Raw genomic sequence first — 19,337 nt, forward strand, 5'->3', positions numbered from 1 at the left:
CAAGTTGCACCTTCGACGGACAGGTTAACCTTTCGCTTACCACGATCCTGAGGACGATCTTAAGGAATGGTGAGTCAGAGTGACTAAACAGGCAGTAATACAATAATCAATTCGATACTTCCGGGCGGCTAATGGAATCTCTTTCGTCAGAGAGCGGCGAAGACAAATTCGCCATCAACGAGCAGCGCGCCATGCGACGCCGGGAGATGGCGCGCGGCATGAAGAACGTGCGCAGCCGTCTCGGCGCTCCGGAATACCGCCACACCACCTTCGATCTCGAACGCCAGCATCTCTTCGCCGACACAAGGATCAACGCGGCCTATGCGGTGCCGCTTCTGGCACTGATCGTCGCGGCCATTTCCGTTCTGTGGATCAACCCGGTTTTCATCGGCGCCTGGTTCGTCGTGACGCTGAGCACCCATATCGCCATGGTGGTTGCCAGTCACGCCTACGAAAAAGCACCTTCGGACCAGAAGGCGCGGGTCTATTGGCGCAAACGCTTTACGATTGGCGATTTCATCTATGGCTGCAGCTGGGCCTCTTTCTTCCTGCTGCCCCAGACCGCTGAATCCGGCGACGGCTTTGTCATCTTTCATTTCGCGACGCTGCTGATCGTCGTCGCAATGAACACGATGCAATCGGCGACCATGCCGAAGTGCCTCCTGGCCAGCACCATACCGATGACGCTTCTGGTGACCGTCAGTTTTCTGAAGCAGGTGGATCCGATCCATTACACGCTCGCGGCAATGGCTATCGGCGCCCAGGGCTTTTTCTTCATTCTCGGCAACCAGCTGCTGAAGAACGCCAACACCATGCTGGAGTACCGGGCCGAGAAGGATCATCTGATCGCCGAGCTGGAAACCGCGAACGCCATGTCGGACGAAGCCCGGCGGCGGGCGGAAGCTGCCAATATCGCCAAGTCCCGCTTTCTGGCCACCATGAGCCACGAGTTGCGCACGCCGCTGAATGCCATCCTCGGCTTTTCCGAGATCATGAAGGATGAAGTGCTCGGCGCAATGCACAACAAGAATTACCGCTCCTACGCGGAGGACATTCACGGTTCCGGTCAGCACCTTCTCAACCTGATCAACGAAATCCTCGATCTGTCGCGCATCGAAGCGGGGCGGCACGAACTGCACGAGGAACCGCTGCTCCTGGATGATATCGTCGACGAATGCGGAAGCATGATGAAGGTGCGCGCGGATGCAAAATCCATCGTGCTGCATCACACCCATGAGCCGGACCTGCCGAAGGTCTGGGCCGACGAACGCGCCTTGCGCCAGGTTGTTCTGAACCTGATGTCGAATGCGGTGAAATTCACCCCGGTGGGCGGCAAGGTGCGCATCCGGATCGGGCTGACCTCTGACGGCGGGCAGTATGTCTCCATCCAAGATACCGGTCCCGGCATTCCGGAGGACGAGATTCCGACAGTGCTGGAGGCTTTCGGCCAGGGGTCGCATGCGATCAAGAGTGCGGAGCCCGGAACCGGTCTCGGACTGTCCATCGTCCAGGCCCTCATTGCCATGCATGACGGCACATTCAACCTGAAGTCCAAGCCCGGTGTCGGTACGGAAGTGATCGTCTCGCTGCCCCGCGCCCGGGTGATGAACTACGCGCCGGACGTCGACTGGGTCGATCCGGACGATCAGAAACCGGGCCGCAGCGACCGGGAAACCCGCTCCGCCTGACGATAGTCAGGCCAGCCTTCGTCAGTCCGCCTTTCCGGAAACCCCTGCGTCGGCGAAAGTCGCCATGCCGGAGTGCACTTCCGCAGCGGCCTTGGCAATGCCTGCCGCCAGAGCTGCCCCGGTTCCCTCGCCAAGACGCATACCGAAATCGAACAGGGCCTGTTTGCCCATATGCTCCAGAGCTTTCGCGTGGGCCTGTTCCGCCGAGACATGGGCGAACAGGCAGTGATCCAGTCCGGACGGGTCCATCGCATAGACCACGGCCGCGGCAGCGGTGGTCACAAATCCGTCGACGATCACCGGCACGCGCTGCAACCGCGCGGCAATGATGAGACCGGCCATGGCGGCGATTTCCCGCCCGCCGGTCCTGCGCAGGATCTCCAGCGGATCCTTTTCGCCATTCAATCGGGCAACAGCCTCCTGAACCGCCTCCCGCTTGCGGGCCAGGCCTTCGTCGTCCACGCCGGTTCCCCGGCCGATCCAGTCCTCGGAGCGGCCACCGAACAGGGCGTTGAGGACGGCTGCGGCGACAGTCGTGTTGCCGATCCCCATTTCCCCCAGACAGATAAGGTCGATACCGCCGGCGAGAGCTTCCATGCCGTAAGCCATGGTCGCGGCGCAATTGGCCTCGTCCATGGCGTCTTCGCGCGTGATGCTGGGCGTGGGCATTTCGACTGCCAGATCGAACACCTTCAGACCCACATCGTAGGCCCGGCAGATCTGGTTGATGGCCGCGCCGCCGGCAGCGAAATTCTCCACCATCTGGCGGTTGACCGAGCTTGGAAAGGCCGAGACACCTTCCTCCGCGACCCCGTGCGCGGTTGCGAAAATCGCGACCATCGGCCGGGTGATCTTCGGCGGGGCGTTCCCCGACCACGCCGCCAGCCACTCGGCGATATCCTCAAGACGTCCCAGGGAACCGGCAGGCTTCGTCAGCTGAGCGTCGCGCGCCTTCACCTTCCCCACCGCCTCATCATCCGGACCCGGCATCGACTTGACCAGGTTGCGGATATCTTCGAAGGGAAGCGCGGTGTCGGAAAGGGACATGGATTTCAGGTTCCCGGTCTGGATCTTAAAGTGGTAGAGCCTCTACGGTCCGGCACCCTGCCGGCCATTGGTCTCGCTAAGCCGCCGATCTATAATGAGGCTTTGCGAAAACTCAAGCGCAGGACCGGCCCGATGAACCGTGAAACCGACCAAACGCCTGATAGTGAGGCCAAATCCGGCGCGGACAAAACTTGGGATCAAGTCGGGGACCGGCTTGAGGGCCTGACGGAATTTGCAGCGGACACCGCCGCCTGCGTGCGATTCTTCTCCCGCTTGCCCGTGCCGCGGATTAACGCTGTGGACGATCCGGCGGCCGCACCCGATTTTGCCCGAATCGCCCGGGCCGCCCCGCTGGCCGGGTTCGTCATCGCCCTTCCCGCCGCCGGATGCGGCCTGCTGCTGGGATATACGCTTCTGCCCGGACTTGCCGTAGCCGCGCTTGTCGCGGCGCTGCTGGCGATCACCACCGGCGCGCTGCACGAAGACGGACTGAGCGACGTCGCCGACGGATTTTTCGGCGGAGCAACCCGTGACAGGCGCCTGGAGATCATGAAGGACAGCCGCATCGGCGCGTTCGGCGCCCTCGCGCTGGTGCTTTCCACAGTCCTGCGTGTCGCGCTTCTGGCGGCGCTCTGGCAGCGGTTCGGACCTGCCGAAGCTGCACTCCTGTTTTTGTGCGGCGAGGCACTCAGCCGCACGCTGCTTGTCTGGCAATGGCAGATCCTGCCGTTGGCGCGCCCGGAAGGTCTGGCGGCAAGGTTCGGCAAGCCGGAGGAAAAAACGGTCCATCTGGCGGCCCTGGTGACGATCCCTGTGCTGATCCCGGCAGCGTTGTTACTTTCCTTAGCGGCATTTTCTCTCGCTTGTGTGTTTGCAGCCGCTGCCAGCTATGCTACCGGTCGCTTGGCGCGCGCCAAGATCGGCGGCGTCACCGGGGATGTCCTCGGAGCCATGCAACAACTCGCCGGGCTTGGTTTCCTGCTGGGTGTGCTGATGGTTCCATAGGTCACCGGAACCCGTTTCGAGGCGGAACCTGCCGATGGTATCGATTTACCGGCTTCCAATGATGCGCGTGCTGATGGTGCTGACGGCCTGTGCCGTGCTGCTCGGCGGTTGTTCCGGCCGGCCGGAAGTCGGCGCGCTGGCACTCAATTCGGATGCTGCCGAAGGCGCCCGGGCCCATGACATCTTCATCGTCGCCACCCGGGCGCGCGATGACCGGCCGGACACCTATTTCAGCGGCGAGCGCTCTGTCGAGGTCAACTACGCCGAAGCGCGGATCTCAGTTCCGCCGACGCACAAGCCCGGCATCATCGAGTGGCCGGCCAGCCTTCCGGGCGATCCAGGCACCGATTTCGTCGCCCGAAGCGCCGGCTACCTGCCCTCCGCCCAGGCTTTCAAATCCCGGATCAATCAGGAACTTGCAAAGCGGCCGCGCGGCAAGAAAGAAGTCTTCCTGTTCATTCACGGCTACAACACGCTGTTCGCCGAGAGCCTCTATCGTCTCACCCAGTTCGCCCACGATTCGAACAACGGCGCTGTCCCGGTGCTTTTCACCTGGGCTTCACGCGGCAAACTCAGGGATTACCTTTACGACCTGAACAGCGCCGCCATCGCCCGCGACGCGCTGGAAAAGACCTTGCTCGAACTTGCGAACAGCGACGCCGACGAAATCAGTATCCTCGCCCATTCCATGGGCAACTATCTCCTGATGGAAACCATCCGCCAGATGCCGCCGTCGCTGCGACACAAGATCCAGAAAAAGATCCATTACGTGGTTCTGGCGGCCCCGGATATCGATATCGACCTGTTCAAGTCGCACCTGCGCAGGCTCGGCAAGGTCGACAAGCCGTTCGTCGTCATCGTTTCCGCCGATGACCGGGCCTTGCGCCTGTCGCGCGCCCTGTCCGGCGGCGTGGACCGGCTCGGCGCCTTCTCCGACGATGAGGAACTGACCAAACTCGGCGCCATCGTCATCGATGTGACCGACCTTGAGGCGGAGGATTCCGCGCATCACTCCAAATACGCGATCCTCGCCGAATTCGCTCCCGAACTTCAGCGCGCCTTCGCGAACGGCAGCCTGACCAGCGAATCCAGCATCGACGGCACACGCACCTTCGGCGGAGACCTCGGCACTTTCGTCGGAAACACCGCGCAAGCGGCGGTCACCCTGCCGATCCGGATCATTGCAGCCCCGGTCGTCCTCGCCACAGGCGGCAGCCTTTGACACCGCTTTTTAAAGCATGTCGCGTTCAAGCGGATTTGTGAATCAGGGAAGATGCTCGAGGCAGCGTTTGCATTGCAAATGCGTTCGGGCGCCTTCCTGAATTCTGTTAAACGCAACATGCTCCAGCGCAAGTTTGAGCCATCTTTTGTCTTGGCAAAGCCACATTCAAGCGCCATATCGGCCTGATGCAGTCACCTTGTACTAAAATCTGCCAGATCGACCGGGAAAACGGCCTTTGCACCGGCTGTCTTCGCACGCTCGACGAGATCGCCGGCTGGGCGGGCTACAGCGAGATCGAACGACTGGAGATCCTGGCGGATCTCGACAGGCGCCGTGGCAGCCAGGACTCTGGCACGGACACGGGCGCATGAGACACCCGAAGCAGCTTCGCGGACTGGTCACCGCCGTCCTGGTGATCGTCATGGCCGTGGCCGCGTTCTATTTCTTTTTCGGCGATCCGACCGATCCTGAAAACGTCAACTTCGACAGCAGCGGACCGCGGATCGTGGCCCTGTCCGCCCTCGCCTTCGTGTTCATCGCAAGTTTCCTGTTCGGACAGCCGAAAGTGCGTGAAATCATTCATGGCACGGTGTTCTGGGGCGGCCTCGGCCTTGTACTGGTCGTCGGCTACACCTACCGCGCCGACCTGGTGCAGGCCGGCTACCGCGTGCTTGGCGCGCTCGCCCCGGGAATGGCTGTCTCGCAACCGGACGGCTCGATCCTGATCGTGCGCGATGCGACAGGTCATTTCGTCGTCGACGGGCGCACCAATGGCAAGCGAACACAGTTCCTGCTCGATACCGGGGCAAGCGCTGTCGTGCTGACCTTCGAGGATGCGCGCCGCGCCGGATACAGGGCCGAGGACCTGTCCTTCACCGTGCCGGTCTCCACCGCAAACGGCCGCACACTCGTTGCGCCGGTGAAGATCGACACGATCACCATCGGGGACCACACATTGCGTGATATCCGCGGCTTCGTCGCCCGTCAGGGCACTCTGGACGGAAGTCTTCTGGGCATGACCGCGCTCGACCGGCTGCAAAGCTGGCGGATCGAGGGCGACAAATTGATCATCACGCCCTGACCTCAGTGCCTCGCGGCAAGCGTTGGTTATTCGGCCGCCTCGGCCGTCACATCCGCAGGGCTGACAGCCGCAAGCGCCTTTTCGACAACTTCAAGACCGGCGCCGGGCCGGATCGCCTCGACGGTGAGAATGCGCCGCCAGGAGCGTGCGCCCGGCTGGCAGTGGAACAGCCCCAGCATATGCCGCGTCATATGGGAAAGCTTCACACCCCGGCTCAGTTGCTCTTCCATGTAGGCCGTATACGCCCGTACAGCCTCGAAAGGCGAAATGTCCGGCAGATTGCCGTCGTAAAGCCTCCTGTCGACCTCACCCAGTATCCGCGGTGTGTGATAGGCAGCGCGGCCGAACATGACGCCGTCGAGGGTTTCCAGAAACGGCTCCGCCTGATCGAGGCTCTGCAGGCCGCCGTTGAGGCCGATGAACCGGTAAGGCAGCCGCGCCTTCAGCCGCAGCACCCGCTCGTAGTCCAGCGGCGGAACATCGCGGTTCTGCTTCGGGCTCAGCCCCTGCAGCCAGGCCTTTCTTGCATGCACCCACAGCGCGTCGGCGCCGGCGTCAAAGACAGCGTCGGCCATCCGGTCCAGCGCCTCTTCCGGGTCCTGGTCATCGACCCCTATGCGGCATTTGACCGTGACCGAAATATCCACCGCCGCCTTCATCGCCGCGACACAGGCCGCCACCAGCTCCGGTTCGTGCATCAGGCAGGCTCCGAAACGGCCGGACTGGACCCGGTCGGAGGGACAGCCGACGTTGATGTTGACCTCATCGTAACCGAAGTCCGCAACGATCCGCGCCGCCTCCGCCATCTCCGCCGGATCCGATCCTCCGAGCTGGCAGGCAAGCGGATGCTCAAGATCCGAAAACCCGAGCAGATGCTCCCGGTCGCCATGGATCACCGCTCCCGTCGTCACCATCTCCGTATACAGCAGCGCATGGCGGGTCAGATGCCGGTGAAACGCACGGCAATGCCGATCCGTCCACTCCATCATCGGGGCGACGGAGAAGAGCGGGTGCTTGTAGATATTGTCTGCTTCTGGTTCCAACACGAACGCGATTGCCTTGTTCCGGTTTTGGCGCGCCCTGCGTTTCATATTTCTGGCCAGGTTGCAATACTTGGCGGGTGCGAAACGTTTACGCACGGCTCCTGACGGCGTAACGGGAAAATACGCTGAAATTATAGCTGCGCAGTGGCATCCGGCTCACCCCTGCCGCGCTATCAGCAAGATGCCATGGGCGACGAGAGCCGGTTTTTCGCTGGCCTGAAGTTCGCTGGCCTGAAGTTCGATGGTCGAGCGCAGTTCAATGCGGGCGCCGGTTCCTTTCGCGGTGGCGCCGATGACCTGCTGGTGCAGGCGGATGTTCGAGCCGACGGGCACCGGGGCGGTGAAACGGACGGTCTCATAGCCGTAGTTCAGGCCGGCGCCGCGCTTTTCGATGCGGAAGAGCTGGCGCTGCAGACGGGGGATCAATCCCAGCAGGAAGAGCCCGTGTGCGATCGTGCGGCCGTCCGGCTGCTCGCGCGCAGCCCGCGCGACGTCGACATGGATCCAGTGGTCGTCGCCGGTCAACTCGGCATAGGCATCGATCTGCTGCTGCGTGATCTCCATCCAGTCCGTCACACCGAGGTCGGCCCCTGCGTGACGCGCGAAATCCAATGGTTCGACCAGGTTCAGCATTGCGATCTCCTCCCTTTGGCCAACGTATGCGCGGCCATTAAAATCATTAGATCATAATTATATATCTTTTAAGCCGCAGGCAATCGATGCGCTTCCCGCAAGCAGCGCCTACTACCCGGACAGTCGTGACGGCAGCACAGCCGCCCAATGCGGCGCAAAAGTAAAATCAATATAAAGTCATATAATTGACTTTTATAGGTTTGCCTCTTAGCCTTGAGACAATCCCGGCTCCCGGCCGGGTTCCACGCCGTTTACCGCCCGAACGCGCAATCGCCGCGTTTCCAGCCGAGGCCAGTTCGCCGCCATGCCAATAACCGACGACATGATCATCGAAGCCACCGGAGAACTTTATTCCCGGTCGCTCAGGAAAGTTCCCGAAGATGCGAAGGCAGCCCTGGCCGCCGCCATGGAGACGGAAACGAACGAAACCGCGCGGCAGACCCTCAAGCTTCAGCTCAAAAGCGCCGAGATGGCCGAAAACAAGGACACTTTCGTGTGCTCCGACAGCGGCGTGCCTGTCTATTTCGTCAAGGTCGGCAGCAAGGCGGAGCTTGCGTGCGATTTCAAGGCCTCGATCCGCAAGGGCTATGAAACCCTCGTGGAGACCATCGAGCCGCCGCTCCTGAAACATGTCACCAACCCGATTACGCTGGAACGCGGGTATCACGGCAAGGACATGCCGATCGTTTCTTATGATTTCGAGAGCGGCGCCGATTATGTCGAGATGGTCTGCTCCCCCAAAGCGCTCGGGTCCGGCCGCTGGGCGGCGTTGGAGCTCTTCACCTTTCCCACCCTTGAACAGATCGAGACCTATATCCTGGATGTGGCGATCAAGGCCGGTGCTCAGCATTGCCCGCCTGTCCTCATGGGTGTCGGCATCGGCGGAACCTTCGACCATTGCGCGGGCCTTGCCAAGAAACAGACCCTGCGGCCAATTGGCGAGAAGAACCCGGACCCGGTGCTGGCGGCGATGGAGGCCAGGCTGACGAAGGCGATCAACGGGCTCGGCTTCGGGCCGATGGGCACAGGCGGCGACACGACAGTCCTGGGCGTGCATGTGGATTTTTCGAGCGGACACGGCTTTACCCCCGTCGCCGTGTGCTTCAACTGCTGGATCAACCGCCGCGCCCGGGTGCGGATCTGGGGAGACGGACGGATGGAGTGGTCGGAATGAGCGTGACGGAGCATGAGCTGACGCTGCCCCTCAGCCAGGAGGCGGCGCAAAAGCTGAACCTCGGAGATTTCGTCTATCTGACGGGGGAAATCTTCGCCACTGCGGGCCTTCCGACTCACGACCGGCTGCTGAAGTGCCTGGAGGGCGCCGAACCCCTGCCGTTCGACATGAGCGGGAGCGCACTCTTTCATCTTGGCAGCCTGAACGAGGAAGCCGAGGACGGTACGCTCAGCATTGTCTACATGAACCCGACGACGAGCACCCGCTTCAACGGACATATGCCCCGCCTCATCCCCGGACTTGGCCTGCGCGCAACCGGCGGCAAGGGCGGGCTGGATGCGGCATGTGCACGCGCCATGGCGGAAAACGGCTGCGTCTATCTGTCGTTTCTGGGGGGCGGCGCTCCGATTATCACGGCCGGGATCCGCAAGGTCACCGGGATCGGCTGGCCGGAAATGATCTCGCACTACCGGATCGTCCGGATTGAGGTCGAACGCCTTGGCCCCCTGACCGTCGGCATCGATGCCCGGGGCAACAGCATCTACGACCGGACCTCGCAAGCATCGCTCGGAAAGCGCGCGTCGATCCTGGACGAGATGCGCGCCGAGCGCGACAGCTTCGAGGGCTGAACGGGCGATCGTGGAAGGCCGGGCGGCAGGAAAGCCCCCTGCAAAACCCGACGTCAGATACGGCCACGAGATTTCGCCCAATAGATCGGCGGTCAATCCTGTCGGCGTTGAGGGCAAGAAAAAACTTGCGCCGCAGATGAAAAAAGTTAAAAACTATATTACTAGCTTTATGAAGTCGCCTTGAAATCAGGCGGCTATCATCGAGCTTGAACTGGGAGGTTTACCATATGCCGAGTTTTCACTGGAACAAAATTCGCCGTTCGCTTGCCGCGAGTGTCATCGGAGGGCTCGCGGTCGTTTCCGCAGGGGCCACCATCGCCGAGGACTATCCGACCCAGCCGATCACGCTGGTTGTCGGCTTCCCGCCGGGTGGATCGACCGACGTTGTCGCGCGGATCCTTGCCGGACACATGTCCAACACCCTGGGGCAGCCTGTTCTGGTCGAAAACCGGCCGGGTGCAGGTGGTACGGTCGGCATTTCGCACGTCGCCAGTTCTGATCCCGACGGCTACACGCTGGGCGTCAGCGGTGTCGGCGCTTCGATCCTGATCGATGCCCTGGGCCGCGATTCCGGCTATGACATCGACAACGACCTTGACGTGATCGGCGTCATGGGGACCCTCGGCCTCGTTATTGCAGGCCGCAACGGGCTTGAGGCGCAAACGCTGCCGGAACTCATGGAATTCGCCAAGGCAAATCCGGAAGCTCTGACCTACGGCAGTTCCGGCGTCGGAACACCGGGCCATCTGGCGATGGAATATCTCAAGAGCCTCGCCGGCGTCGACATGCTGCATATCCCCTACAAGGGCAACACGCCGCTGTTGAATGACGTCGTGGGCGGCCATGTCGATATCGCCATGCTGACGACCCCGGGCGCTGCAGAGCACGTTCGTGCGGAGAATATTCAGCCCTTCGCCGTCTCCTCGCCCGACCGGTCTTCCCTCATGCCCGATGTGCCGACCGTGATCGAAGGCGGCTTTGAAGGCTACACTGCGACGCTCTGGAACCTGCTGGTCGCACCGAAAGGCACGCCTGCCGATGTTCAGGCGAAACTGTCGGACGCCCTGAATGAAGCAATGAAGGATGTCCGCGTCGTCGGTGAATTCGCCACGAAAGGCCTGGCGCCCACGATCAGCAGCCCGGAACAGGCTACTCAATTCCTCCATGACGAACGTTCGAAATGGATCGGCGTGATCGAAACTGCGGGTGTTCCCAAAAAATAAGAATAAAATGGAGCGCGGCGGTACTGTTCGCCGCGCTTCGCACGCCTTTATTCAGAGATCGCCATGAAAACCATTTCGCTTCGGCTCGTCGTTGCCATCCTTCTGGCAGGAATCGGCCTGACCGCCCTCGTCATCGCATCGACGTATGACATCGGCTCGGCCCGCAGAATGGGTCCCGGATATTTTCCCGTCGTCCTGTCCGCCGTCCTTGTCCTGCTAGCCGTGGCAGAAGGGGTGTCCGCTTTCATGAAGCGTGAGCCCGAAAGCACTTCTTCCAGAATCGATTGGCGGCCGTTGCTGGCCATCCTGGCAGCCGTCGCGGGATTTGCTGTCACAATCGCGCTCTTCGGCCTGATCCCGGCGTTCTTCGTGGTCATCGGGCTCGCGACCCTGTCCGAGCCCCGCTACGGCTGGAAGCCCGCTGCGATCCTGGCGATCGTTACCTGCATCGGGGCCTGGTTGTTGTTCTCGCAGCTTCTGGGAATGACCCTGCCGCTCTTTCGCCTGGGATTTTAGCCGATATGTTTGAGAACATTCTCCTGGGTTTCGCCACCGCGTTCACGCCTGAAAATCTGGCCTACTGCTTCCTCGGCGTCTTTCTCGGCACCTTCATCGGCGTCCTGCCCGGACTGGGCTCCCTTGCCGCGATCTCAATGCTGCTGCCACTGACGTTCTATCTGGAGCCGACGACGGCCCTGATCATGCTGGGCGGGATCTACTACGGCGGCGAATATGGCGGCTCCATCGCCTCGATCCTGCTGAACCTGCCGGGAACTCCTTCGGCCGCCGTGACCTGCCTCGACGGCAATCCGATGGCCAAGCAGGGCCGCGCCGGAGTGGCGCTGTTCATCACTGCGATCGCATCCTTCGTCGGCGGGTCCGTCGGCATCGTGGCGCTGATGGGATTTGGTCCGTCCATTGCCAGGCTCGGTCTCGGTTTCAGCCCAGCCGATTATTTCGCGCTCATGCTGCTCGGGCTCGTGGCGGCAGTGACCGTCGGCGGCGGCTCCGTGATCAAGGGTCTCATCATGGTCGTGCTGGGCCTGTTGCTCGGCACGGTCGGTACCGACGTCACAACCGGCGATTTTCGCTACACATTCGATTTTCTGGAACTTCGCGACGGGGTGAGCCTGGTCGCCATGGCAATGGGGGTCTTCGGTGTTTCGGAAGTCATCAGCTCGATCAGTGGCTCGAAAACCCGCAAGATCTCGGAAAAGGTCACGGCGCGCAGCATGATGCCGACCCGCGAGGATCTTCGCAGAACCTTCGGGCCGATGGCGCGCGGCAGCACCATAGGCGGGTTCCTGGGGGCTCTTCCGGGCGCGGGAACGGTGATCGCGGCATTCATGGCCTATGCGACGGAAATCCGTATCGCAAAAGACAAGACGCGCTTCGGCAAAGGCGCCATCGAGGGCATCGCCGCACCGGAATCCGCCAACAACGCCGCTGCCCAGACTGCCTTCATCCCGACGCTGACAATCGGCATTCCAGGCAGCGCTACCATGTCGATCATGCTGGGCGCACTGATGATCCACGGCATCTCGCCGGGTCCGCTGCTGATTTCCGATCATCCGACCGTGTTCTGGGGCCTGATCGCCAGTTTCTGGATCGGCAACCTGTTTCTGCTGGTTCTCAATATTCCGCTGATCGGCCTGTGGGTACGCGTTCTGCAGTTCCCCTACAAATATATCTACCCGGTGGTGATCGCGCTGATATGCATCGGCGTCTTTTCGATGCGCACCAGCGTCTTCGATGTCAGCCTCGTGGTGATATTCGGGGCCCTGGGCTACCTGTTCCAGAGAACGGGCTATTCGCCGGCGCCGCTCATACTCGGCTTCGTCCTTGGCCCGATGCTGGAAGAAAACCTGCGCCGGGCGATGCTCATGGCCCGGGGGGATCCGATACGCCTGGTCTCCGATCCGCTGACCGGATCTCTTCTGGCCATATCAGCGCTGATGCTGGTCTGGGCCGTGCTTGGCGGAATCAGAAGCCTGGTCGCAGCGCGCCGGAAGGACCAGGTGTTCCCGATTGGTGAGGGCTAGGATACGAGCCTTTCCCGGGATTGACCGGGCGCGCTGAACCACATCGTGCGTCCTGCAGTGTGGTCCGGCCGTTCCACACATCCCCTCGCTGACATGAAAAGCCATCCCCGACGGATCGGCCTCGCAAGAGATGACGCCTCCCCGACTGCAAAGCGGACGAACAAGAACAAACTCAATAAATCATAATTATGGTTTTTTGCTTGAATAAGCGGTCGTGCAGCGGCTACCCTGACAAGACAGATCAACGAGGAGGAACGTGATGACCGGAACACTCAGTCATATCCGGGTTCTGGATTTGAGTCGCGTTTTTGCCGGTCCATGGGCAGCCCAGATGCTGGCGGACTTTGGGGCAGATGTCGTCAAGGTGGAGCATGTGAAAGGCGGAGACGACGTGCGCCGCATGGGTGTGCCGCATCTTGACGCCGACGGTGAACCCACGGGTGAAACGTCTTCCTTTCTGGCCATGAACCGGGGCAAGCGATCCCTCGCCCTGGATCTTTCCAAACCCGAAGGCCAGGAGATCGCCCGACGGCTGATCGCCGATGCGGACGTGCTGATCGAGAATTTCAAGACCGGCACGCTTGCGCGTTTCGGACTGGATTTCGAAACCGTCGCCAAGCTCAATCCGAAGCTGGTCTACTGCTCGATCACAGGGTTCGGACAGACCGGGCCGATGAAGCATCTGCCGGGCTACGATCCGATATTCCAGGCGATGAGCGGATTGCTCAGCATGACCGGCACAGGTGAAGGCGAGCCCGGCGCGGGCCCTGCCCTTGTCGGCTATTCGATCTCCGACATCACCGCCGGGCAATACGCGGTCTCGGCCATTCTCGCGGCCTTGAACCAGCGCGACGCGGTGTCCGGTGAAGGGCAGTTCATCGACATCGCCCTTCTGGATACACAGATCCACGCCGCATCGCACATGGCGATGAACTACCTTTCCTCGGGCACGCTGCCGCGCCGCAATGGCACCGCTTCGCAGATCACCTGCCCCTGGCAGGTTTTCGACTGCGCTGACCGTCCGATCATGATCGCCATCGGAAACGACCCGCAATTTGCCCGTTTCGCGGCGTATCTCGGTCTTGAAGACATTGCCGAGGACACGCGGTTTTCCACCAATCTCGCCCGCGTCCAGAATGCCGATATCCTGGTGCCGATGATCGCCGAAAAGCTGGCCGGAAAGCAGGCGGACGCCTGTTATGCTGAGCTGGAAGCCATCGGCATTCCCGCCGGCCCGCTCAACACCTTCGACGACGTCTTCCGGATGGAGCAGGTCCAGGCGCGCGGCCTGTTGCAGGAAATGCAGCATGAAGCGGCCGGGCGCGTGCGCTACGTCGCCAACCCGGTCAGGTTTTCCGGATCGGACACCGCCAATGCGGTGCCCCCTCCCCGCTTCGCCGAACATACAGACGAAATTCTGGCCGGGCTCGGCTTGGACGCATTGCAGATCGCAGCTCTGCGCGACATCGGCATCGTGAAATAGGAGGCAATCATGAGCGAACCGGACACAGAAGACTGGCAGGAAAACGCGCGGATGATCGTCGACAGCGCCCGCGCTGTCGTGCCGGCAGACGGCACCCTCAGCCGTGTGCGCAAGGCCCGGTTTCACGGCTCCGGATTTGACCGGGAGGTGATGCGCCAGGCTGCAGATCTCGGCTGGATACTGATGCGCGTTGAAGAAGACGCGGGCGGTCTGGGCCTTGGCATGCGCGAGACCTGTGCGTTGATGGAAGTGCTGGGCGGCGGGCTGGTGCCCGGGCCAATACTCTCCTCCCTCATGGCTGCGGCCCTGCTGCAGGACGCGCTGCCCGAGGCTGCCCTGACCGGCGTGGCGGTGATCGTGACCGCCTGGCAGGATCGTATCGGCGCGCAGGACTGGTGCGGCGGCGCGTCGGGCGGCCGGCTGCAGGGCCGGAAATACAATGTGCCTGGCGCCGCAGACGCGGATTTCTTCGCGGTTGTCACCGGCGACGGCGTCGCCGTGGTTCCACGCGGTGCGGAGGGTTTGACCGTGACCAGCGAGGAAACGCTGGACGGCGGCCGGACCGGTCTCCTGACCTTTGACGGCGTCGAGGCGGAGTTACTCCCCTGCGAGCGGGTCGAGCAGGTTCTTCAGGATGCCCGGCTTGCCCATTCGGCCTATCTGCTGGGTTTATCCGAGCGCGCACTCACAATAACGCTGGATTACCTGCGGGTGCGCAAGCAGTTCGACAAGCCGATCGGCAGCTTCCAGTCGCTGCAGCACCGGGCAACCGAAATGAAGATACGGCTGGAGCTGGCCCGTGCGGCGATTTCCGCAACCGCGCGCCGTTTCGATACGGGCGCCGACGAACGGACCCGCTCCCGGGACGCGGCCCGCTGCAAGCTGCGCGCCGGTAAGCTGGCGATGCTGGTCGCGCGCGAGGCAGTGCAGATGCACGGCGCCATGGGGATCACCGACGAGGCCGATATCGGCTTGTTCGTGCGCAAGGCGATGAGCGAGGCCAACCTGTTCGGCGGTCCGCGGCAGCAGCGCGCGAGCCTGGCCGCCTTGCTCGATCAGGAGGACGCTGCATGATTTCCCTGCCCGATTACAACGCCATGAACGATGCGGATTTCCGCCACACGGTGCGCAGCTTCGTGGAGGAGAATTATCCTGATATCCCGCGCCACGCCCTCAGCCGGCTGCACTGGGAAGAGGTCAAACCCTGGTACCTGATCCTGTCAAAGCATGGCTGGATCTGCCCAACCTGGCCGCGCGAGCACGGCGGCATGGGTTTGACTGCCGGCAAGCATTTGATCCTCATCGAGGAATTCGAACGCTACGGCTGTGCACGGGTCAACGATATCGGCCCGGTCATGCTGGGGCCGCTTTTTCTGAAATACGGGACGGGGGCGCAGAAGGCGTTTTTCCTGCCGAAGATCCTTTCGGGCGAACACATCTGGGCGCAGGGCTACAGCGAGCCGGGTGCCGGATCGGACCTGGCGGCGGTGCGTTGCGAAGCCGTGCTGGACGGCGGCGAGTGGGTGATCAACGGCCAGAAGACCTGGACCACGCTGGGCATGGACGCCAACTGGATCTTTATCCTCGTGCGCACCGACAAGACTGTCCGGAAACAGGCGGGGATCAGCTTCCTGCTCGTGCCGATGGATGCGCCCGGCGTGACCATCCGCAACATCGAGAACCTGGAGCTGGAAGCGGAGTTCTGCGAAGTTTTCTTCGACGATGTCCGGGTTCCCGCCGATCACATCCTGGGTGAGATCAATCAGGGCTGGACCGCCGCCAAGGCGCTTTTGGGCCATGAGCGGGTGTTCATCGGCGCACCGCGCCTTTCGGCCAGCGCGATGTCGCGGCTGAAGCGGATCGCGCTGCGGGCCGGGGTCTGGGACGATCCGGTTTTCCGTGACCGCTACGTCGCCCTGCACTGCGATGTTCTGGACCTGACCGACCTCTTCGAAATCTACGTCGACAAGCTGCGCGGTGGTGAGGACATCGGCGCGGACGTGGCGATGCTGAAGATCTTCCAGAGCGAGCTCTACCAGCGCATCTCCGAGCTTATGATGGAGGTCGCGGAGGAGGACTCCGGGCTGCGCCATCCACCCGAAGGCGACAGGCAGCTTCACGCCGCCGCCACCTATCTTTCAGCCCGGCCCACGACGATTTTCGGTGGCTCCACCGAGATCATGCGCAACGTACTGGCGAAGGCTGTTCTCAACCTGCCGAGCTAGCTCCAAAGACGGCGACAACTTCATATAAGTTATAAGATTGACTTTTTGTGTTTTATCACTACGGTTACAGACAATCCCGGGCGCCCATGCAACGTCAGACCTTGCCGGGCTTCCCGCCCTGGCAGAGGTGATGAGAATGGGTTTCCTCAACAGATCTGCCTGCGCGGCAGGCGTGAAAGGTGACGAATGACCGGACAATTGACCGTTCCCTTGCCCGGTGGCGGCCAGATCAACGCCCGGATCGACGGGCCGCAGGATGCACCCCTGGTGGTGTTCTCCAACTCGGTCGCGACCGACCTTTCCATCTGGAAGGGCCAGGTTGCAGCTCTTTCAGGCCGGTATCGCGTTCTGCGCTACGACCAGCGCGGCCACGGCGCGTCCAGCGTTTCCCAGGACCCCATGAGCTTCGACGACTATGGCACCGACCTCCTGGCGCTTCTGGAGGCCTGTGACGTCACCACTTGCACATTCGTGGGACTTTCCATGGGGGCGCCCACCGGCCTTGCCGCCCTGGCTGCACGGCCCGAATTGTTCGGCGCCTTCGTGGTGGTGGACGGGGTTGCACGGAGCGGGGCCGGACGTGAGGCCTTCTGGACGGAGCGGCGTGAAACCGCCCGCGCCGAAGGAATGGCGAGAATTGCCGCCGACACGGTCACGCGCTGGCTCCCCGGTATCGATGCCGAAGCGCAGAAGGCGCAGGTCCTTACCGCCATGATCGCCGCCACGCCCGTGGAGGGCTACGCCGCAGCGACCCAGGCTCTGCAGAGTTACGACTACAGCGCGGTCCTGCCCTCACTCACATGCCCGTTTGTCGGGATTGTCGGCGAGAAGGACGGAGCAATGCCCGAAACCATCCGTGCGCAGTTCGCCCCGGTGCCGAACGCGCAATTCGCGGAGATCCCCGGTGCGGGCCATGTGCCCAATTTCCAGGATCCCGATGCTTTCAATGCCGCGCTGCTTGCGTTTCTCGACGCGCACGCCGCAACCAAGACCAAGGAGCCCCGCTGATGGCCGGCCCGCTTTCGCATGTACGTGTCCTCGACCTCAGCCGCATCATGGCGGGGCCCTGGTGCGGCCAGATCCTCGCGGACCTTGGGGCAGACGTCATCAAGGTGGAACGCCTCGGTGCGGGCGACGACACCAGGCGCTGGGGTCCGCCCTTTCTGAAGGACAGCGAGGGAAATCCCACGCAGGAAGCCGGTTACTACCTGTCGGTGAACCGCGGCAAGCGCTCTGTGGAGCTTGACCTGAAAAGTCAGGAAGGCCGTGACGCGGTGCGCGCGCTGGCGGCGAAAAGCGACATCCTGCTGGAAAACTTCAAGACAGGCACACTGGAGCGGATGGGCCTCGGCTACGAGGACCTGAAAGAGGTCAATCCGGGCCTGGTCTATTGTTCCGTCACCGGCTTCGGCCTGACAGGACCCCAGGCCCAGGACGCAGCCTATGATTTCATGATCCAGGGCATGGGCGGACTGATGAGTGTCACCGGTGGCCCCGACGGCGAACCGGGCGGCGGTCCGCAGAAGGTCGGTGTGCCCATCGTCGATATCATGACCGGCATGTATGCCGCCATCGGCGTGCTGGCGGCTCTTTCGAACCGCGACAAGACCGGCAAGGGCGAGCATATCGACCTTGCGATGCTTGACGTGTCGGTGGCGATGCTGGCGAACCAGGCGATGAACTTCCTGGTCTCCGGCCAGAAGCCGGTTCGCCGCGGGAACCGTCACCCGAATATCCAGCCGCAGAATGTCTACCCGGTCTCCGACGGTTTCATCGTGCTTGCGGTGGGCAATGACGGGCAGTTCCGCAAGTTCGCCGAGGTTATCGGCCATACCGATCTGGCCGACGAACCGAAATTCGCCACCAACGCCGCCCGGGTCGAGAACCTGGAAGAGCTTGAAGGCCTGCTGATCAAGGCGCTGGCCGGCCGGACGATCGCCCAGTGGTGCGAAGCCTTTGCCGCTGCAGGCGTGCCCTCCGGGCCGATCAACACCATCGACCGTGTGTTCGAGGAACCGCAGATACAGCACCGCAAGATGCTGCGCGACATTCCGCACCCGCTGTCCGGCACCGTCAAACAGGTGGTCAGCCCGCTCAATTTCCGCAACGCGCCGCTGTCGTTCGACAAGGCGCCGCCGTTGCTGGGGGAACATACCGAAGAAGTGCTTTCGGCACTCGGACTGGGAGAGACGCAGTAATGAAGAATGGCCATGGCACACCTGTCGGCGGCGGACGGATCAGCTTTCCGACCCCCGAAACCATGACCGAAGCGCAACGTGAGGTCTATGAGCAGATCGTGTCCGGTCCGCGCCGGACACTTGTCGGCCCCTTGCGCGCGGCGTTGCATAACCCGGAGTTGGCCGACCGCTGGCAGCGACTTGGACAGGTGCTGCGGTTCGAGACATCCCTGCCCACGCGCCTGTCGGAGCTGGCCATCCTCGTGACCGCGCGGCGCTGGAACAGCGGCTTGGAGTGGACAATCCATGCCTCCGACGCCACCCGCGCCGGACTGGCCGCCGATATCATCGACGCCATCCGTCTGGGAGAGGTGCCCGATTTCGCAGAGGATGAGGAAGGGCGCGAGGTCTATGCCTTCGCCGGACAGCTGGTGCAGAAGGGCGACGTGGAGCCGGAAACCTATGCCGGGATCGTTTCCCGCTGGGGAGAAGTCGGCGCGGTCGAACTGACAGCGGTCATCGGCTACTACTCCATGGTGGCGATGACCCTGAACGTCCACCGCATCCCCTTGCCGGAGGGAATGACCTCCTCGCTGCCCGTGGATCCCGGCAAGCTGGCCGAGATCCCAGGCACCGACGCCTGACGCTCAGACGGAGCCTGCCTG

Annotated in this window: 19 protein-coding genes; 16 read left to right on the forward strand and 3 right to left on the reverse strand. The window is 62.4% G+C overall.

The genetic code is table 11. The features are described 5' to 3' along the window. Nucleotides 1-131: 131 nt before the first annotated feature. On the forward strand, nucleotides 132-1,688 hold the full coding sequence (locus Q1B40_RS11500) for a HAMP domain-containing sensor histidine kinase (protein ID WP_299814112.1): 1,557 nt from the start codon (nucleotides 132-134) through the stop codon (nucleotides 1,686-1,688). A 21-nt stretch (nucleotides 1,689-1,709) separates the two neighbouring features. Here Q1B40_RS11500 and cobT read toward each other — a convergent pair whose 3' ends face one another. Beyond that, complete coding sequence (cobT, locus tag Q1B40_RS11505) at nucleotides 1,710-2,735, reverse strand: nicotinate-nucleotide--dimethylbenzimidazole phosphoribosyltransferase (RefSeq protein WP_299814115.1); 1,026 nt, start codon at nucleotides 2,733-2,735, stop codon at nucleotides 1,710-1,712. A 222-nt stretch (nucleotides 2,736-2,957) separates the two neighbouring features. On the opposite strand from cobT, the gene cobS reads away from it, so the two are divergent. From cobS to Q1B40_RS11525, 4 genes are all read left to right on the forward strand, one after another. After that, a complete protein-coding gene (gene cobS / locus Q1B40_RS11510) occupies nucleotides 2,958-3,740 on the forward strand; it encodes an adenosylcobinamide-GDP ribazoletransferase (protein ID WP_299814917.1) in 783 nt (260 codons plus the stop codon). A gap of 34 nt (nucleotides 3,741-3,774) precedes the next feature. Continuing rightward, nucleotides 3,775-4,962 (forward strand): alpha/beta hydrolase, encoded by a 1,188-nt coding sequence (locus Q1B40_RS11515; RefSeq protein ID WP_299814118.1) that lies wholly within the window; start codon nucleotides 3,775-3,777, stop codon nucleotides 4,960-4,962. A 185-nt stretch (nucleotides 4,963-5,147) separates the two neighbouring features. Next, nucleotides 5,148-5,333, forward strand: coding sequence for a DUF1289 domain-containing protein (locus tag Q1B40_RS11520; RefSeq protein ID WP_299814121.1), 186 nt, complete (start codon nucleotides 5,148-5,150; stop codon nucleotides 5,331-5,333). Continuing rightward, on the forward strand, nucleotides 5,330-6,043 hold the full coding sequence (locus Q1B40_RS11525) for a TIGR02281 family clan AA aspartic protease (RefSeq protein ID WP_299814124.1): 714 nt from the start codon (nucleotides 5,330-5,332) through the stop codon (nucleotides 6,041-6,043). The genes Q1B40_RS11520 and Q1B40_RS11525 overlap by 4 nt, the downstream gene beginning before the upstream one ends. A 26-nt stretch (nucleotides 6,044-6,069) precedes the next feature. Here Q1B40_RS11525 and dusA read toward each other — a convergent pair whose 3' ends face one another. Both dusA and Q1B40_RS11535 read right to left on the reverse strand, forming a co-directional pair. Then, on the reverse strand, nucleotides 6,070-7,089 hold the full coding sequence (dusA, locus tag Q1B40_RS11530; protein WP_299814127.1) for a tRNA dihydrouridine(20/20a) synthase DusA: 1,020 nt from the start codon (nucleotides 7,087-7,089) through the stop codon (nucleotides 6,070-6,072). A gap of 153 nt (nucleotides 7,090-7,242) precedes the next feature. Next, complete coding sequence (locus tag Q1B40_RS11535; RefSeq protein ID WP_299814130.1) at nucleotides 7,243-7,719, reverse strand: MaoC family dehydratase; 477 nt, start codon at nucleotides 7,717-7,719, stop codon at nucleotides 7,243-7,245. Between the two features lie 304 nt (nucleotides 7,720-8,023). On the opposite strand from Q1B40_RS11535, the gene Q1B40_RS11540 reads away from it, so the two are divergent. The 11 genes from Q1B40_RS11540 (at nucleotide 8,024) to Q1B40_RS11590 (ending at nucleotide 19,316) form a co-directional block, all read left to right on the forward strand. After that, nucleotides 8,024-8,893, forward strand: coding sequence for a fumarate hydratase (locus tag Q1B40_RS11540; protein WP_299814132.1), 870 nt, complete (start codon nucleotides 8,024-8,026; stop codon nucleotides 8,891-8,893). Next, nucleotides 8,890-9,522: a fumarate hydratase C-terminal domain-containing protein gene (locus tag Q1B40_RS11545; protein ID WP_299814135.1), complete on the forward strand. Its 633-nt coding sequence runs from the start codon at nucleotides 8,890-8,892 to the stop codon at nucleotides 9,520-9,522. The genes Q1B40_RS11540 and Q1B40_RS11545 overlap by 4 nt, the downstream gene beginning before the upstream one ends. A gap of 227 nt (nucleotides 9,523-9,749) precedes the next feature. Next, nucleotides 9,750-10,745 carry a tripartite tricarboxylate transporter substrate binding protein gene (locus Q1B40_RS11550; protein WP_299814138.1) on the forward strand — a complete coding sequence of 332 codons (996 nt, stop codon included), beginning with the start codon at nucleotides 9,750-9,752 and terminating at the stop codon, nucleotides 10,743-10,745. A gap of 63 nt (nucleotides 10,746-10,808) precedes the next feature. Further along, complete coding sequence (locus Q1B40_RS11555) at nucleotides 10,809-11,261, forward strand: tripartite tricarboxylate transporter TctB family protein (protein WP_299814141.1); 453 nt, start codon at nucleotides 10,809-10,811, stop codon at nucleotides 11,259-11,261. A 5-nt stretch (nucleotides 11,262-11,266) separates the two neighbouring features. Beyond that, on the forward strand, nucleotides 11,267-12,787 hold the full coding sequence (locus Q1B40_RS11560; protein WP_299814144.1) for a tripartite tricarboxylate transporter permease: 1,521 nt from the start codon (nucleotides 11,267-11,269) through the stop codon (nucleotides 12,785-12,787). 259 nt (nucleotides 12,788-13,046) lie between these two features. Beyond that, nucleotides 13,047-14,270, forward strand: a complete 1,224-nt coding sequence (locus Q1B40_RS11565) for a CaiB/BaiF CoA-transferase family protein (protein ID WP_299814147.1) — start codon at nucleotides 13,047-13,049, stop codon at nucleotides 14,268-14,270. 9 nt (nucleotides 14,271-14,279) lie between these two features. Further along, complete coding sequence (locus Q1B40_RS11570) at nucleotides 14,280-15,344, forward strand: acyl-CoA dehydrogenase (RefSeq protein WP_299814150.1); 1,065 nt, start codon at nucleotides 14,280-14,282, stop codon at nucleotides 15,342-15,344. Further along, entirely contained in the window at nucleotides 15,341-16,495 is a 1,155-nt protein-coding gene (locus tag Q1B40_RS11575; protein ID WP_299814153.1) for an acyl-CoA dehydrogenase family protein, read from the forward strand. The genes Q1B40_RS11570 and Q1B40_RS11575 overlap by 4 nt, the downstream gene beginning before the upstream one ends. 186 nt (nucleotides 16,496-16,681) lie before the next feature. After that, complete coding sequence (locus Q1B40_RS11580; RefSeq protein ID WP_299814156.1) at nucleotides 16,682-17,503, forward strand: alpha/beta fold hydrolase; 822 nt, start codon at nucleotides 16,682-16,684, stop codon at nucleotides 17,501-17,503. Then, nucleotides 17,503-18,693, forward strand: coding sequence for a CaiB/BaiF CoA-transferase family protein (locus tag Q1B40_RS11585; protein WP_299814159.1), 1,191 nt, complete (start codon nucleotides 17,503-17,505; stop codon nucleotides 18,691-18,693). The genes Q1B40_RS11580 and Q1B40_RS11585 overlap by 1 nt, the downstream gene beginning before the upstream one ends. Then, on the forward strand, nucleotides 18,693-19,316 hold the full coding sequence (locus Q1B40_RS11590; protein WP_299814162.1) for a carboxymuconolactone decarboxylase family protein: 624 nt from the start codon (nucleotides 18,693-18,695) through the stop codon (nucleotides 19,314-19,316). Before Q1B40_RS11585 ends, Q1B40_RS11590 begins: the two co-directional genes overlap by 1 nt. Nucleotides 19,317-19,337 lie beyond the last annotated feature (21 nt).

Source organism: uncultured Roseibium sp. (assembly GCF_947496995.1).
In the GTDB taxonomy this organism is placed as follows: domain Bacteria; phylum Pseudomonadota; class Alphaproteobacteria; order Rhizobiales; family Stappiaceae; genus Roseibium.